The following is a 13,855-nucleotide window of genomic DNA, read 5'->3' on the forward strand; positions in this document are numbered from 1 at the left end:
GACGACGGCCATGCCGCGACCACGCGTGCACGACCCGGACGCGATCCTCGCTGCGGCGGAGGAGCTGCTGGTCGAGCGCGGCCGCGGCCCGCTGACGGTCCGGGCCCTCACCGAGCGGTCCGGCGCCTCGAACGGCACCGTCTACCACGCGTTCGGCTCGCTGGAGACGGTCGTCGCGACCGCCTGGCTGCGCCGCGCACGGCAGTTCCTGACCCTCCAGCGCGACGCCGTGGAGCAGGCGATGGCCGCCGGTGGGCCCCGGCGCGCGGTGCAGGCCGCGGCCGACGCGCCGGCCCGGCTGGCGGAGGCCGACCTGCCCGCGGCCCGGTTGCTGGTCTCCCTGCAGCGCGACGACGTGCTCGGCGACGCCGTCGCCCCCGCCGTCGCCGTGGACCTGCGTGCCCTCGATGCCGCCCTCGCCGGCACGCTCCGCGACCTCGCCCAGGCCCTGTGGGACCGCGGCGACGCCGCCGCGGTCGACGTCGTCACCCTCTGCGTGGTGCGCCTGCCGGCCGCCCTGCTGTTCGACGCGATCCGCGCCGGGCAGGTGCCCGCGCATCCCCGCGCCCAGCTCGCCGCCGCCGTCGGCGCCGTCCTCGACTGCGGCCCGACGCCCTGAACCCCGTCCCACCACCCGGAGGAGCCCCATGCCCACCCTCGAGCGTTCCGGCGACGTCTTCGTCCTCGACCTCGGCGACACCGAGAACCGTTTCTCCCCCGACTGGCTGGCCGCGGTCGGCGCGGCCCTCGACGAGGTGGAGAGCGCCGACGGCCCCCGCGCCCTCGTCACCACCGCCACCGGGAAGTTCTTCTCCAACGGCCTGGACCTGGACTGGCTGGGCGCCCACCCGGACCGGCACGAGGGCTACGTGGCCGACGTCCACGGGCTGTTCGCCCGCGTGCTGGCGCTCCCGCTGATCACCGTGGCCGCGCTCCAGGGCCACACCTTCGCCGCCGGCGCCATGCTCTCCCTCGCCCACGACTTCCGGGTGATGCGCGCCGACCGCGGCTTCTGGTGCCTGCCCGAGGCCGACATCGGCATCCCCTTCACCCGGGGCATGTCCGCGCTGATCCAGGCCCGGCTGGCCCCGCAGACAGCTCACGAGGCGATGACCACCGCCCGGCGCTACGGCGGCGAGGACGCGAGGGCCGCCGGGATCGTCGGCTCCGCGGTCGGCGAGGACGCCGTCCGCTCCACCGCGCAGGACCTCGCGGCCGGGCTGGTCGGCAAGGCCGGCCCCACGCTCGGCACCATCAAGACCCGCATGTACGCGCCGGTCCTCGACCTGCTCGCCGACCGGACCGATCCGCGCGGCTGAGGTCCCTCAGGCCCGAGCGGCGAGCGCCAGGTAGGGACGCCTGTCCCCCTCCTGCGCCCGCTGCAGGCGGTCGACCTCGGCGAGGCCCGTCCGCGCCAGCCGGCGGGCCACCTCCTCCACTGGCCACCGGTACGCCGTCAGCACCTTGTGCTCGAACGGCTCGACCGCGGCGCCCTCGAACATCCCGACCACGAGGACGCCGCCCGGCGTCAGGAGCCGCCGGACCGCGGCCAGGGCGTCGTCCAGCGCGTCGGGCTCGAGGTGGATGAGGGAGAACCAGGCCAGGACCCCGGCCACCGACGCGTCCGGCCGGTCGACGTCCAGCAGGGAGCCGACCTCGAAGCGGGGACCGGGGTGCGTGGCGCGGGCGTGCGCGACGAACTCCGGCACGAGGTCGATCCCGGCGACGTCGACGCCCCGGGAGTGCAGGAAGGCCGTCAGGTGCCCCGGGCCGCAACCCAGGTCGAGCACCGGTCCCGGCACCCCGCCGAGGTGCCCCTCCACGAACGCCAGGTCGCCCGGGTGCACGGCCCCCAGCGAGCCGAGCACCTCGATGTAGACGTCCGCGAGCCCTGAATAGGCACCGCGCACCTTGTCCGACGTCACGCCCGGAGCCTAGGGAACGCCGAACGGCCGGCCCCCGAGGGGACCGGCCGTTCGCGGCCCCGTCCAGAGGCTCGCGCTGAGCCTGCGAGGCGTGAGGGGGACGGGGTCCTTCACCTACTCCGCGACGTGCGAGCCGGGGCGGCGGCCCTGGCCGCGGTAGGAGCTCGACCGGCGCTCGCCGCCGTACGGGCGGTCACCCGAGGGGCGCTCGCCGTAGGGGCGCTCGGAGCGCTGGCCGTAGGGCCGCTCCGACCGCTCGCCCGACGACCGCTCGCCGTAGGGACGACGGGGACGGTCACCGTCGCGACGGGGACGGTCGCCGTCCCGGCGCGGACGACGGCCACCGGGGCCACCGTGCCCGCCGGCGGGCCGGCGGGACTCGCGGACCGGACGCTCGACGGGCTCGACGTGCACGCCCGTGGCGACCAGCTCGGCGATCGGCTCGTCACCGGGGCGGACCCGGCTGACGACCGGGTCGACCTTGGCCGACCGGAAGCGACGCTTGGACTGGCCGACCTGGTCGGGCAGCAGCAGCGAGACCACGACGCCCGCGGCACCGGCGCGCGCGGTGCGGCCGGAGCGGTGCAGGTAGGTCTTGTGGTCGGCCGGCGGGTCGTAGTGGATGACCAGCGAGACGTCGTCGACGTGGATGCCGCGGGCGGCGACGTCGGTGGCGACCAGCACCGGGCTGCGGGCATCGGTGAACGCCTCCAGCGCGCGGCGGCGGGCCGACTGCGGCAGACCACCGTGGATGGCCTCGGCCTTGATGCCGACGGCCTGGAGGTTCTCCGCCAGCCGGTCGGCGCCGAGCTGGGTGCGGACGAACACGATCGTCCGGCCCGGACGGGCGGCCAGCTCCTGGGTCACCGGCACCTTGTCGCGGAACGCGACGCTGTAGGCCAGGTGCTCGGCCGGCGGCGCGTCGTCGCCGGCCCGCTGGACCTCGTGCCGGGCCGGGTCCTTGAGGTAGCGGCGGATCAGCGAGTCGACCTCGCCGTCCAGCGTCGCCGAGAACAGCAGCCGCTGGGCGTCGGGGCGGGTCTGGTCGAGCAGCTCCTTGACCACCGGCAGGAAGCCGAGGTCGGACATGAAGTCGGCCTCGTCGACGATGGAGACCTCGATCTCCTCGAGGGTCACCTCGCCCTGGCTGATCAGGTCCTGCAGGCGGCCCGGGGTCGCGATGACGACGTCGACTCCGCGGCGCATCTGCTGGATCTGCCGGTACATCGACGCACCGCCGTAGACCGCGGCGATCTGCACGCCGACGGCCTGGCCCAGCGGGGCGAGGTTGTCGTGCACCTGCTGGGCGAGCTCGCGGGTCGGCACGAGCACCAGCCCGCGCGGCGACCGGCGGCCCTGGCCGGGCTGCGCACCGAGACGGGCCAGCATGGGCAGGCCGAAGGCCAGCGTCTTGCCGGAGCCGGTGGCGGCCTTGCCGAGCACGTCGCGGCCGGCGAGGGCGTCCGGCAGGGCGGAGGCCTGGATGGCGAACGGGTGGCGGATGCCGCGCCGCTCCAGCGCGGTCACCAGCTGCTGGGGAAGGCCCAGCTGGCCGAAGGTCGGGCCGGTCGGCTCCGCCTCGGCCTCGGGGGTGGTCTCGAGGACGGCCTCGGGAGCGGGGGTGGTGTCAGGGGTGTTCTGGACGTCGACAGAGTCGAACGAGGACAAGCGGGGACTCCGATACAGCTCGGGCGCGTCCCGTGGTGATTGCGCGGACACCGGACCGGCGTCCTCACTGGCGATCGCTCGCGTCGCAGGGGACGACCGGATCTGCACGGATGCGCTCATGCCCGGACGGACCGTCCGGGAGGATGACCGGCTCCTGCCGGTGCACCCAGGTTAGCAGCGGGAACGGCCCGTCTGTTCCCCCGGCCGGGGGTGGCCGTGGTCACCGCCGCAGGTCAGGGAGCCAGTTCCGCGTACCCGGGCCGGACGACGTCGGTCAGCAGCCGGGCCCGCTCGGCCTCGTCGAGGAACGCCGCGGCCAGCGCGCGCTCCGTCACCGTCTGCACGTCCGACCACCCCCACCCGAAGGCGGCGGCGACGTCGGCCAGCTCGCTGGTCACGCTCACGCCGCTCATCAGCCGGTTGTCGGTGTTGACCGTGACGGCGAAGCCCGCGCGGTGCAGCCGGTCCACCGGGTGGTCGGCGAGCGAGGGGTACGCGCCGGTCTGCACGTTGGACGACGGCGCGATCTCCAGCGGGACCTGCTCGTCGCGCACCCGCCGTGCCAGGGGCCCGAGGGTGCCGTCGGCGGCGACCTCGTCGGCGATCCGCACCCCGTGCCCGAGCCGCTCGGCGCGGGCACCGTCGAGGGCAGCGCGGATGCTGTCGACGCCGGCCGCCTCGCCCGCGTGGATGGTGCGGTGCGCCCCGGCGCGGTCGAGCAGGGCGATCGCCGAGGGGAGCCGGTCGGGCGGGAAGCCGATCTCGGGGCCGGCCAGGTCGAAGCCGACCACCCCGGCGTCGCGGTAGCGGACGACGAGGCCGGCCACCTCGTCCCACCGGTCGGCCTGGCGCATGGCGCACAGCAGCGCCCCGACCCGGATCGGCGTCCCGGCCGCGGCGGCCTCGGCGCTGCCTGCGGCGAAGCCGTCGAGGATCGCCTCCACGACCTCCTCGATCGGCGTGCCCTCCGCGGTCCCGAGCTCCGGCGCCATGCGCACCTCGGCGTAGACGACACCGTCGGCGGCGAGATCCAGCGCGCACTCGCGGGCGACCCGCTGCACCGCCTCGGGCCGCTGCATCACCCCGACGGTGTGGGCGAACGTCTCCAGGTAGCGCACCAGCGAGCCCGAGTCGGCGGCCTCGCGGAACCAGGTGCCCAGCGTCTCGGCGTCGCCGGCGGGCAGGTCGCGGTAGCCGGTCTCGTCGGCGAGCTCGAGCACCGTCTGGGGCCGCAGCCCGCCGTCCAGGTGGTCGTGCAGCAGCACCTTGGGCGCGCGGCGCAGCTGCTCGGCGGAGAGCGCGGCCATCAGTCGGTCCCCCGGTCCTGCCAGCGGAAGGTCAGGACGCACAGGACCAGCCCGGCGACGCACCACAACCCCAGCACGATCGCGACGCGGCCCAGCTCCCAGGAGCCGGCCGGCTCGTCGGCGGCGAGGGCGTCGGGCAGGTAGACCGAGCGGAAGCCCTGCGCCATCCACTTCAGCGGGAAGACCGACGCGACCGTCTGCATCCAGGTCGGGATCTGGCTGAACTGGAAGAAGACCCCGGAGATGAACTGCAGCACCAGCGCGATCGGCGTGATCATCGCCGAGGCCGAGCGGCCGGTGCGGGCGAGGCTGGAGACCGCGATGCCCAGCAGCGTGCACGCCGCCGCACCGAGCAGCGCGACCCAGGCGAAGGTCAGCCAGTCGGTGCCGCTGGGCAGCCCCACGCCGTAGAAGACCCGGCCGACCAGCAGCAGGATCACCAGGATGGCGACCGTCGTCGCCAGGACCTGCACGACCTTGCCGACGAAGTAGGCGCTGCGCGGCATCGGCGTGCCCGCGAGGTGCTTCAGCGTCCCGTCGGAGCGTTCGGTGGCGATGCTGATCGCCATGTTCTGCAGGCTGACGCCGAGGATGCCCGCCGCGAGGATCCCGGGCAGGAAGTACTGGGTGAACGGGATCCCGAGACCGATGTCGTAGTCCAGGACCGCCCCGAAGACGACGAGCAGGATCACCGGCAGGGCGAGGCTGAACACCACCGACTCGCGCTGGCGGAAGAACTCCTTGAGCTCGACGCCGGCACGGGTCCGGTAGACCGCGCCCAGCGGGGGGAGGCTCGGCTGCTGCTGCACGGCGGTCACGCGGTGCGCTCCTCGGGGGTCGGCTGGCCGATCATCCGCAGGTACACGTCCTCGAGGGTGGGCCGGGCGACGGCCAGGTCGGGCACCTCGCCGCCGAAGCGGGCGGCCAGCTCCGCGACCAGCGCGGTCGGCGCGTGGGTGTCGTGGGTGCGCCGGACGCCGTCCTCGGTCCAGCTGACCACGGCCGGCGCGCTCCCCCGGCCGCCGAGCGCGGAGGGGACGGCGACCTCGACCAGCCGGCCGCGGGCGATGACCCCCACCCGGTCGGCCAGCGCCTCGGCCTCGTCCAGGTAGTGGGTGGTCAGCAGCATGGTCGTGCCCAGGTCGCGCAGCGAGCGGATGAGCGACCAGAACTGGCGCCGCGCCTCCGGGTCGAAGCCGGTGGTCGGCTCGTCGAGGAAGAGCAGGGTGGGCCGCCCGACGATGCCCAGCGCGACGTCCAGACGGCGCCGCTGACCACCGGACAGCGCCCGGCCGCGGACGCCGGCCTTCTCGGTCAGCCCGACGAGCTCGAGCACCTCGTCCGGGTCGCGCGGGTCCGAGTAGTACGACGCCTGCGAGCGCACCAGCTCCCGGCAGGTCAGCTGGCTGTCCCCGGCGCCGGACTGCAGCACGATGCCCAGCTGCGCCTTCCAGCGCCGGCCACCGGTGGCGGGGTCCTGACCGAGGACCCGCACCTCACCGGCGTCGCGCCGCCGGAAGCCCTCGCAGATCTCCACCGTCGTCGTCTTGCCGGCGCCGTTCGGGCCGAGCAGCGCGAAGATCTCGCCACGGTGGATGTCGAGGTCCAGGCCGTCCACCGCGGTGGACGAGCCGTAGCGGCGCACCAGCCCGCGGACGGAGATGGCGGCCTCGGGGTCCAGCGGGAGGTCGGGACGGGGCGCGGCGCTCGCCGTCGGTACCGCGGTCGGACTGCTCACGAGAGGACAGTCTCCCCCTGGTCCCCGGTCACCCGGTGATGCGGTCCAGGACCAGCGGCAGCGGACGGTCGTCGGTGTCGACGCCGATCGCTCCCTCGAGCGCCTCCAGCGCGCGCGGGATCCGGGCGGCGTCGTCGGTCTGCAGCTCCAGCAGCGGCTGGCCGGCGGTCACCGTCTCCCCCACCGTCGCCGTCCAGGTCACGCCCGCGGCGGCCGACACCGGGTCCTCCTTGCGCGCCCGGCCGGCGCCCAGCCGCCACGCGGCGACGCCGAGGGCGTAGGCGTCCAGGCGGGTGAGGGTGCCGGTGGCCGGCGCGGTCACCACGTGCCGCTCGGCGGGCTGCGGCAACGGCGCGTCCGGGTCCCCGCCCTGGGCGGCGATCATCCGGCGCCACACGTCCATGGCGCGGCCGTCGCGCAGCGCGTCGGCCGGGTCCACCTCGTCCCGTCCGGCGCCGGCGAGCATCTCCCGAGCCAGGGCGAGGGTCAGCTCGACGACGTCGGCCGGCCCGCCCCCGGCGAGCACCTCGACCGACTCGGCCACCTCGACGGCGTTGCCCGCGGCGCGGCCCAGCGGGCGGTCCATCGCGGTCACCAGCGCCACGGTGCGCACCCCGGCGGCCTCCCCCAGCCCGACCATCGTGCGGGCCAGCTCGCGGGAGGCGTCGGGGTCCTTCATGAACGCGCCGGAGCCGGTCTTCACGTCCAGCACCAGCGCGTCGGCGCCCTCGGCGATCTTCTTGCTCATGATCGAGCTGGCGATCAGCGGGATCGACTCCACCGTGCCGGTGACGTCGCGCAGCGCGTACAGCTTCTTGTCCGCCGGGGCGAGGTCGTTGCCCGCCGCGCAGACGACGGCGCCGACGTCGCGCAGCTGCCGGAGGTAGGCCTCCTCGTGCACGTCGGCCCGCCAGCCGGGGATCGCCTCGAGCTTGTCCAGCGTGCCGCCGGTGTGCCCGAGCCCGCGGCCGGACAGCTGGGGCACCGCCACCCCGCAGGCCGCGACCAGCGGCGCGAGCGGCAGAGTGATCTTGTCGCCGACGCCGCCGGTGGAGTGCTTGTCGGCGGTCGGCCGGCCCAGCGAGGACAGGTCCTTGCGCTCGCCGGAGTCGATCATCGCCTGGGTCCAGGCGGCCAGCTCCGCGGGCGTCATGCCGCGGAAGAACACCGCCATCAGCAGCGCGCTGATCTGCTCGTCGGGCACCTGCCCGGCGGTGTAGGCACCGATGACCCAGCGGATCTGGTCCCCGGTGAGCTCGACGCCGTCCCGCTTGGCGCGGATGACGTCGATGGCGTCGAAGGCGCTCACGAGCCCTGTCCCCGCGCCTCGGCCGCGAGCAGGTCGTCCGGCCCGAAGGCATCGGGCAGCACCTCGCGCATCGGCACGATGCCCAGCGAGACGGTCTCGATGAGCATGTCGGCGCCGCCGTGCTCCCACAGCAGCTGCCGGCAGCGCCCGCACGGCATGAGGGGCTGCCCGTCCCCGCCGACGCAGGCCACGGCGACCAGCCGGCCGCCGCCGGTGCGGGCGAGGTCGCTGACCATCCCGCACTCGGCGCACAGCCCCAGGCCGTACGAGGCGTTCTCCACGTTGCAGCCGGTGACCACGCGGCCGTCCTGCACCAGGCCCGCGACCCCCACCGGGAAACGCGAGTACGGGGCGTAGGCGTGGGTCATCGCCTCGCGCGCCGCGCTGCGCAGCGCGTCCCAGTCGATCTCCACTAGTGCTCCCCTCGGCGGTAGACCAGTCCGTCGGCCTTGGGCATGCGTAGTCGCTGGGAGGCCAGCGAGAGCACCAGCAGCGTGATCAGGTGCGGGGTGAACGAGACCAGGCCGGGCGCGAGCTCGTCGATGGTCAGGAAGCCCCACAGCGCCGCCGCGGCGACGACGAGCGCCGCGCCCGCCTGCCAGTACCGAGCCCGCCGCAGCTGCACGACCGCGACGACCGCGAGGCCGATCGCGACCAGCAGGAACAGCGCGACGACGGCGCTGCGGCTGCGCAGCTGCAGGGCGTCGGCGAAGCCGAACAGGCCGGCGCCGGCCGCCAGGCCGCCGGGCCGCCAGTTGCCGAAGATCAGCGCCGCCAGGCCGATGAAGCCACGGCCACCGGTCTGGCCCTCGCGGTAGATCCCGGCGATGAAGACCAGGAACACACCGCCGAGGCCGGCCAGCGCGCCGGAGATGATCACCGCGATGTACTTCAGCCGGTAGACCGGCACCCCGAGGGAGTCCGCCGCGGCCGGGTTCTCGCCGCAGGAGCGCAGCCGCAGACCGAACGCCGTCCGCCACAGGACGACGTAGGAGATCGGCACGAGCAGCACCGCCAGCAGCGTGAGCAGGCCGATGCCGCTGGTGAGTCCGCGCAGCAGGCCGGCCACGTCGCTGACCAGGAACCAGTGCTTGCCCTCCACGTCGCCCAGCCAGTCCGGGCCGGACGACAGCCCGGGCACCGAGAACGTGGGCGGGCCGCCGTCCAGCGACGGCGACTGGGTCGGGCCGCCGCCGGTGTCCTCGGTGTAGATCAGCTCGGAGAGGAAGCGAGCGACGCCGTCGGCCAGCAGGTTGATCGCGACGCCGGAGACCACGTGGTCGACGCCGAAGGTCACGGTGGCCACGGCGTGCAGCAGGCCGCCGAGGGCACCGAACAGCACGCCGCCGATCAGGGCGCCGCCCCAGCCCCAGTGCCAGCCGCCGTAGCCGGCTCCCCAGGTGCCGAGGATCATCATCCCCTCGAGGCCGATGTTCACCACGCCCGCGCGCTCGGAGAACAGGCCGCCCAGGGCGGCGAGCCCGATCGGCACGGCGAGCAGCAGCGCGGCGCCGATCGTCGACGACGAGGTGAGCGCCTCCTCCCCGGAGACGACCCGGACGATCGAGAAGAGCACCACCAGGGCGACCGCCGCCCACAGGAAGCGCCGCTGGCGGCCACCGCCGGTCAGCAGGTCGGTCAGCGGGCCACGGCTGAGCCGCGTCCCCTCCGGTGCCGTCGTCGCGCTCACGGGCGGACCCCCTCGGGCTGACCGGGCACGCCGGTGTAGGTGCGCTGTCCACCGTCGGGGCCGCCCGGGAGGTCCGGTCCGCCACCCCCGCCGCCGTCCCCGGCGTCCGGCGGCGCGCCCGTGGCGGCGGCACCGGCGCGCTCGGCGGAGCGGCGGGCCAGCCGGCGGGCGATCTCATTGCCGACGACGACGGCGAGCACGATGGTCCCCTGGATGATCGTGACCACCGAGGCGGGGATGTCCTCGAACTGCAGCAGCGGCGCGGCCCGGTCCAGGACGCCGAACAGCAGGGCGGCCAGCGCGATGCCGATCGGCGAGTTCCGGCCGAGCAGCGCCACCGCGATGCCCAGGAAGCCCAGCCCGGCGGTGAACTCGGTGCCGTACTCGTAGTCCGAGCCGAGGAGGTCGGGCAGGCCGATCAGGCCGGCGACCGCGCCCGAGATCAGCATGGTGGTGATCACCATGCGGCGGGTGTCGACGCCGCTGGCGGTCGCCGCCGAGGGCGACAGGCCGGTCGCGCGCAGGTCGAAGCCGAACCGGGTCCGCGACAGCAGCACCGAGATCGCGATCCCCACGACCACGGCCACGACGAGGAACCCGAACAGCTCGCTGCGCGGCTCCTCCAGCCCCAGCCCGGTGAGGACGCCGGTGAGGTCGGGGAAGCGGCCCGACTCGGGGATCTCGGCCGTGGTGACGATGCCCGCGCCCTCGGGGCTGCCCTTGAGCGGCCCGGTGAGCAGGTAGCCGGCCAGCCCGAGCGCGACGAAGTTCAGCATGATCGAGCTGATGACCTCGCTGACGCCGCGGGTCACCTTGAGCACCGCGACGATGCCGGCCCAGAAGGCACCGACGAGCATCGCCACGACGATGATGAACAGCACGTGGACCGGCGCCGGCAGGTTGACCGCCGCGCCGACCGCGGCGGACAGGATCGTCGCCAGCCGGTACTGGCCCTCGACGCCGATGTTGAACAGGCCCATCCGGAACGCGACCGAGACCGCCAGACCGGCCAGGAACAGCGGCACGGCCCGGTTGAGGATCACGACGATCGACTGCACCTGCGCGGCCGGGGTGTCCCCGAGGTTCGTGATGACCTCGAGCGCCGCGAACGGGTTCTCGCCGATCGCGGCGATGACCAGGCCCGAGATGACCAGGGCCACCACCAGCGCCAGCGCCGGCCCGAGCAGGGCCAGCCCGATACGTCGCGCTCTCCCCACTCCGCCGGGTCCTGCGGGGCTCATGCCGCACCCGCCGCGGTCCGCGCACCGGTCATGTAGCCACCGAGTTCCTCGGGCGTCACGGCGCCCGGGTCGACCGTCGCGACCAGCCGGCCGCGCAGCATCACGTGCAGGGTGTCCGACAGCCCGATGAGCTCGTCGAGGTCGGCGGAGACCAGCACGATCCCCAGCCCCTCGGCGCGGGCGTCCTTGAGCAGCTCCCAGATGACCGCCTGCGCGCCGACGTCGACGCCGCGGGTCGGGTGGGCGGCCAGCAGCAGCCGCGGCGAGGCGCTCATCTCGCGGCCCACGATCAGCTTCTGCTGGTTGCCGCCGGACAGCGCGACGGCGAGCGTGTCCGGCCCGGGGGCGCGGACGTCGTACTCGCTCATGATCCGCTGCGTGTCGGCGCGGGCGCCCCGGCGGTCGATGAACGGCCCCTTCACCGCCGGCGGGCGGGTCTGGTGGCCGAGGATGCGGTTCTCCCACAGCGGGGCCTCGAGCAGCATGCCCTGGCGGTGCCGGTCCTCCGGGATGAGGCCGATGCCGGCCTCCCGGCGGGCGCGGGTGCTCCAGGCGCTGATGTCGTCGTCGCCGAGGGTGAGCGTGCCGGACGACAGCGGGCGCAGACCCATGATCGCGTCGACCAGCTCGGCCTGGCCGTTGCCCTCGACACCGGCGATGCCGACGACCTCGCCCTCGCGGACGGTCAGGTGCACGTCGTCGACCAGGGCGCGACCGTCGGCGTTGCGCACGGTCGCGCCCTCCATGCGCAGCACCACGGTGGACCGGACGGTGGACTCCCGGGTGGCCGGGGTGGGGAGCTGGGTACCGACCATCAGCTCGGCGAGCTGCTTGACCGTCGTGGTCTTCGGGTCTGCCGTACCGACGGTGGTGCCGCGGCGGATGACGGTGATCGAGTCGGCGACCCGCCGGACCTCGTCGAGCTTGTGCGAGATGAAGATGACCGTCAGGCCCTCGCGCTTGAGCTCGGCGAGGTTGCGGAAGAGCTCGTCGACCTCCTGCGGCACCAGGACCGCGGTGGGCTCGTCGAGGATCAGCGTGCGGGCGCCCCGGTAGAGCACCTTCGCGATCTCGACCCGCTGCCGGTCGCCGACGCCGAGCTCCTCGACCAGCGCGTCGGGCTCCAGGCCGAGGCTGTAGCGCGCGGAGATGCCGTTGATCCGGCGGCGCGCCTCGACCATGTCCAGCCGGCCGCCCCGGGTGGGCTCGCTGCCGAGGACGATGTTCTCCAGGACGGTGAAGTTGTCGGCCAGCATGAAGTGCTGGTGGACCATGCCGATGCCGGCGGCGATCGCATCGGCGGGGCTGCGGAACACCGTCTCGCGGCCGTCGACGACGATCGTCCCCTCGTCGGGGCGGTGCATGCCGTACAGCGTCTTCATCAGCGTCGACTTGCCGGCGCCGTTCTCGCCCACGATGGCGTGCACCTCGCCGCGGCGGACGCTCAGCTCGATGTCGCGGTTGGCCACCACGCCGGGGAAGCGCTTGGTGATCCCGCGCAGCTCCACGGCGAGCTCGCTGCCGGGATGCCCGCCGTCGCCGTCCGCGCCGCCCTGGAGCGGCCGGTCCGACGGCCCGCCTGCTGTGGCCATGGGACGTCTCCCTCGCTGCGGCCCCGCAGGTGTCGGGGCCGGTCGTTCCTGGTCGTCCGGCGTGGGGTCTGCCACGCCGTCGGCGACGGTCCGCCGGTGGCGGCACCGCCGCATGATGTCTCACCCGTGCCCGTCCGCGCCCCACGGGTGCCGCCCGGACACGGCGGCGGGCCCGGGGGTCGTGCTCCCCGGGCCCGCCGTCGGTGCTGTCCCTACCGTGCGAGCGTCAGCTCACGGGGTGGTCGGGACGGTGATCTCACCGCTGATGATGCGGTCGCGGTACTCGCCGATCTGGGTCAGGACGTCGTCGATCTGGCCGCCGCTCTCCGACAGGCCCACGCCCTCGCTCTCGAGGTCGTAGCGCACGTCCGTGCCGCCCTCGATGTCGCCGGCCACGAAGTCGTCCAGGAACGCCTTCACGCCGTTGTCGACCCGCTTGAGCATCGAGGTCATGATCACGGCCTTCTGCGCCGGGTCGTCGACCGTCTCGTACTGGTCGGAGTCGACGCCGATGGCCAGCTGCCCGGCGGCGACCGCCGCCTGGAACACGCCGGTGCCCGAGCCGCCCGCCGCGTGGTAGACGATGTCCGCGCCGCCGTCGTACATGCCCTGGGCCAGGATCTGGCCGCGCGCCGGGTCGTTGAAGCCGGAGAAGTCACCGGCCGGCGAGATGTACTGGCTGTTGATCGCGATGTCCGGGTTGACCGCGCGGGCCCCGGCCTCGAAGCCGGCCTGGAACTTCTGGATCAGCGGCGACTCGACGCCACCGACGAAGCCGATGGACTGGGTCTCGCTCTTCAGCGCGGCGGCGACGCCGGCGAGGAAGGAGCCCTGCTCCTCGGCGAACACGATGCCGGTCAGGTTGTCGATCCCGAGCTCGGTGACCTCGGAGTCGATGATCGCGAAGGTGGTGTCCGGGAAGTCCTCGGCCACCTCGCCGATCGAGTCGCCGTAGGCGAAGCCGACCGCGATGACCGGGTTGTAGCCCTGCTCGGCGAGGGTGGCCAGACCCTCGACGCGGTCGGAACCGCCGTCGTTCGGGCTGAACTCCTGCACCTCGCCGCCGTGCTCGTCGATCGCCGCCTGGACGCCCGCGTAGGCGGAGTCGTTGAACGAGCGGTCGCCGCGGCCGCCGGTGTCGTAGGCGAGGCCGATCTTCAGCTCGTCGCCACCGCCGCCACCGCCACCGCTGCCGCCACTGCTGCCGCCGTCGCCGCCGTCGTCGTCACTGGCACAACCGGCCAGCGCCAGTCCGCCGGCCAGCACGAGCGCCGTGGCTCGGACACCGGCCTTCCTGATCCGCGCTCCGCGCACGCCGTCTCTCCTCTTCCTGGGGGGCCGCTCCGGTGTCGCCGGACCGGCCCGGTGGACTGCCCGCCGCGCGG

Annotated in this window: 13 protein-coding genes; 2 read left to right on the forward strand and 11 right to left on the reverse strand. The window is 74.4% G+C overall.

The window, feature by feature from the left end:
• The first annotated feature begins 10 nt into the window (after positions 1–10).
• On the forward strand, positions 11–619 hold the full coding sequence (locus DQ240_RS02980) for a TetR/AcrR family transcriptional regulator (RefSeq protein WP_113838158.1): 609 nt from the start codon (positions 11–13) through the stop codon (positions 617–619).
• 28 nt (positions 620–647) lie between these two features.
• The gene (locus tag DQ240_RS02985; RefSeq protein ID WP_113838159.1) at positions 648–1,319 is read left to right on the forward strand and encodes an enoyl-CoA hydratase-related protein; all 672 of its coding nucleotides are present in this window, start codon (positions 648–650) and stop codon (positions 1,317–1,319) included.
• 6 nt (positions 1,320–1,325) lie between these two features.
• On the opposite strand, the gene DQ240_RS02990 is transcribed toward DQ240_RS02985, so the two are convergent.
• The 11 genes from DQ240_RS02990 to DQ240_RS03040 all read right to left on the reverse strand — a co-directional run bounded on the left by DQ240_RS02990 (position 1,326) and on the right by DQ240_RS03040 (position 13,784).
• The gene (locus tag DQ240_RS02990) at positions 1,326–1,925 is read right to left on the reverse strand and encodes a class I SAM-dependent methyltransferase (RefSeq protein ID WP_113838160.1); all 600 of its coding nucleotides are present in this window, start codon (positions 1,923–1,925) and stop codon (positions 1,326–1,328) included.
• Positions 1,926–2,039: 114 nt separating this feature from the next.
• Positions 2,040–3,593 (reverse strand): DEAD/DEAH box helicase, encoded by a 1,554-nt coding sequence (locus DQ240_RS02995; protein ID WP_113838161.1) that lies wholly within the window; start codon positions 3,591–3,593, stop codon positions 2,040–2,042.
• A 233-nt stretch (positions 3,594–3,826) separates the two neighbouring features.
• Positions 3,827–4,900 carry an adenosine deaminase gene (locus DQ240_RS03000; RefSeq protein ID WP_113838162.1) on the reverse strand — a complete coding sequence of 358 codons (1,074 nt, stop codon included), beginning with the start codon at positions 4,898–4,900 and terminating at the stop codon, positions 3,827–3,829.
• Positions 4,900–5,718, reverse strand: a complete 819-nt coding sequence (locus DQ240_RS03005; RefSeq protein WP_113838163.1) for an ABC transporter permease — start codon at positions 5,716–5,718, stop codon at positions 4,900–4,902. Before DQ240_RS03005 ends, DQ240_RS03000 begins: the two co-directional genes overlap by 1 nt.
• Positions 5,715–6,638, reverse strand: coding sequence for an ABC transporter ATP-binding protein (locus tag DQ240_RS03010; RefSeq protein ID WP_199589005.1), 924 nt, complete (start codon positions 6,636–6,638; stop codon positions 5,715–5,717). Before DQ240_RS03010 ends, DQ240_RS03005 begins: the two co-directional genes overlap by 4 nt.
• Before the next feature lie 28 nt (positions 6,639–6,666).
• Positions 6,667–7,947 carry a thymidine phosphorylase gene (locus DQ240_RS03015; RefSeq protein ID WP_113838164.1) on the reverse strand — a complete coding sequence of 427 codons (1,281 nt, stop codon included), beginning with the start codon at positions 7,945–7,947 and terminating at the stop codon, positions 6,667–6,669.
• Positions 7,944–8,360, reverse strand: a complete 417-nt coding sequence (locus tag DQ240_RS03020) for a cytidine deaminase (protein WP_113838165.1) — start codon at positions 8,358–8,360, stop codon at positions 7,944–7,946. Before DQ240_RS03020 ends, DQ240_RS03015 begins: the two co-directional genes overlap by 4 nt.
• Positions 8,360–9,637, reverse strand: a complete 1,278-nt coding sequence (locus DQ240_RS03025) for an ABC transporter permease (RefSeq protein ID WP_113838166.1) — start codon at positions 9,635–9,637, stop codon at positions 8,360–8,362. Before DQ240_RS03025 ends, DQ240_RS03020 begins: the two co-directional genes overlap by 1 nt.
• A complete protein-coding gene (locus DQ240_RS03030) occupies positions 9,634–10,854 on the reverse strand; it encodes an ABC transporter permease (protein WP_199589007.1) in 1,221 nt (406 codons plus the stop codon). The genes DQ240_RS03025 and DQ240_RS03030 overlap by 4 nt, the downstream gene beginning before the upstream one ends.
• A gap of 20 nt (positions 10,855–10,874) precedes the next feature.
• Positions 10,875–12,470, reverse strand: coding sequence for an ABC transporter ATP-binding protein (locus DQ240_RS03035; RefSeq protein WP_113838168.1), 1,596 nt, complete (start codon positions 12,468–12,470; stop codon positions 10,875–10,877).
• 231 nt (positions 12,471–12,701) lie between these two features.
• Positions 12,702–13,784 carry a BMP family protein gene (locus DQ240_RS03040; protein ID WP_113838169.1) on the reverse strand — a complete coding sequence of 361 codons (1,083 nt, stop codon included), beginning with the start codon at positions 13,782–13,784 and terminating at the stop codon, positions 12,702–12,704.
• Positions 13,785–13,855: the final 71 nt, after the last annotated feature.

This window comes from Blastococcus sp. TF02A-26 (genome assembly GCF_003319125.1).
Lineage (GTDB): Bacteria > Actinomycetota > Actinomycetes > Mycobacteriales > Geodermatophilaceae > Trujillonella.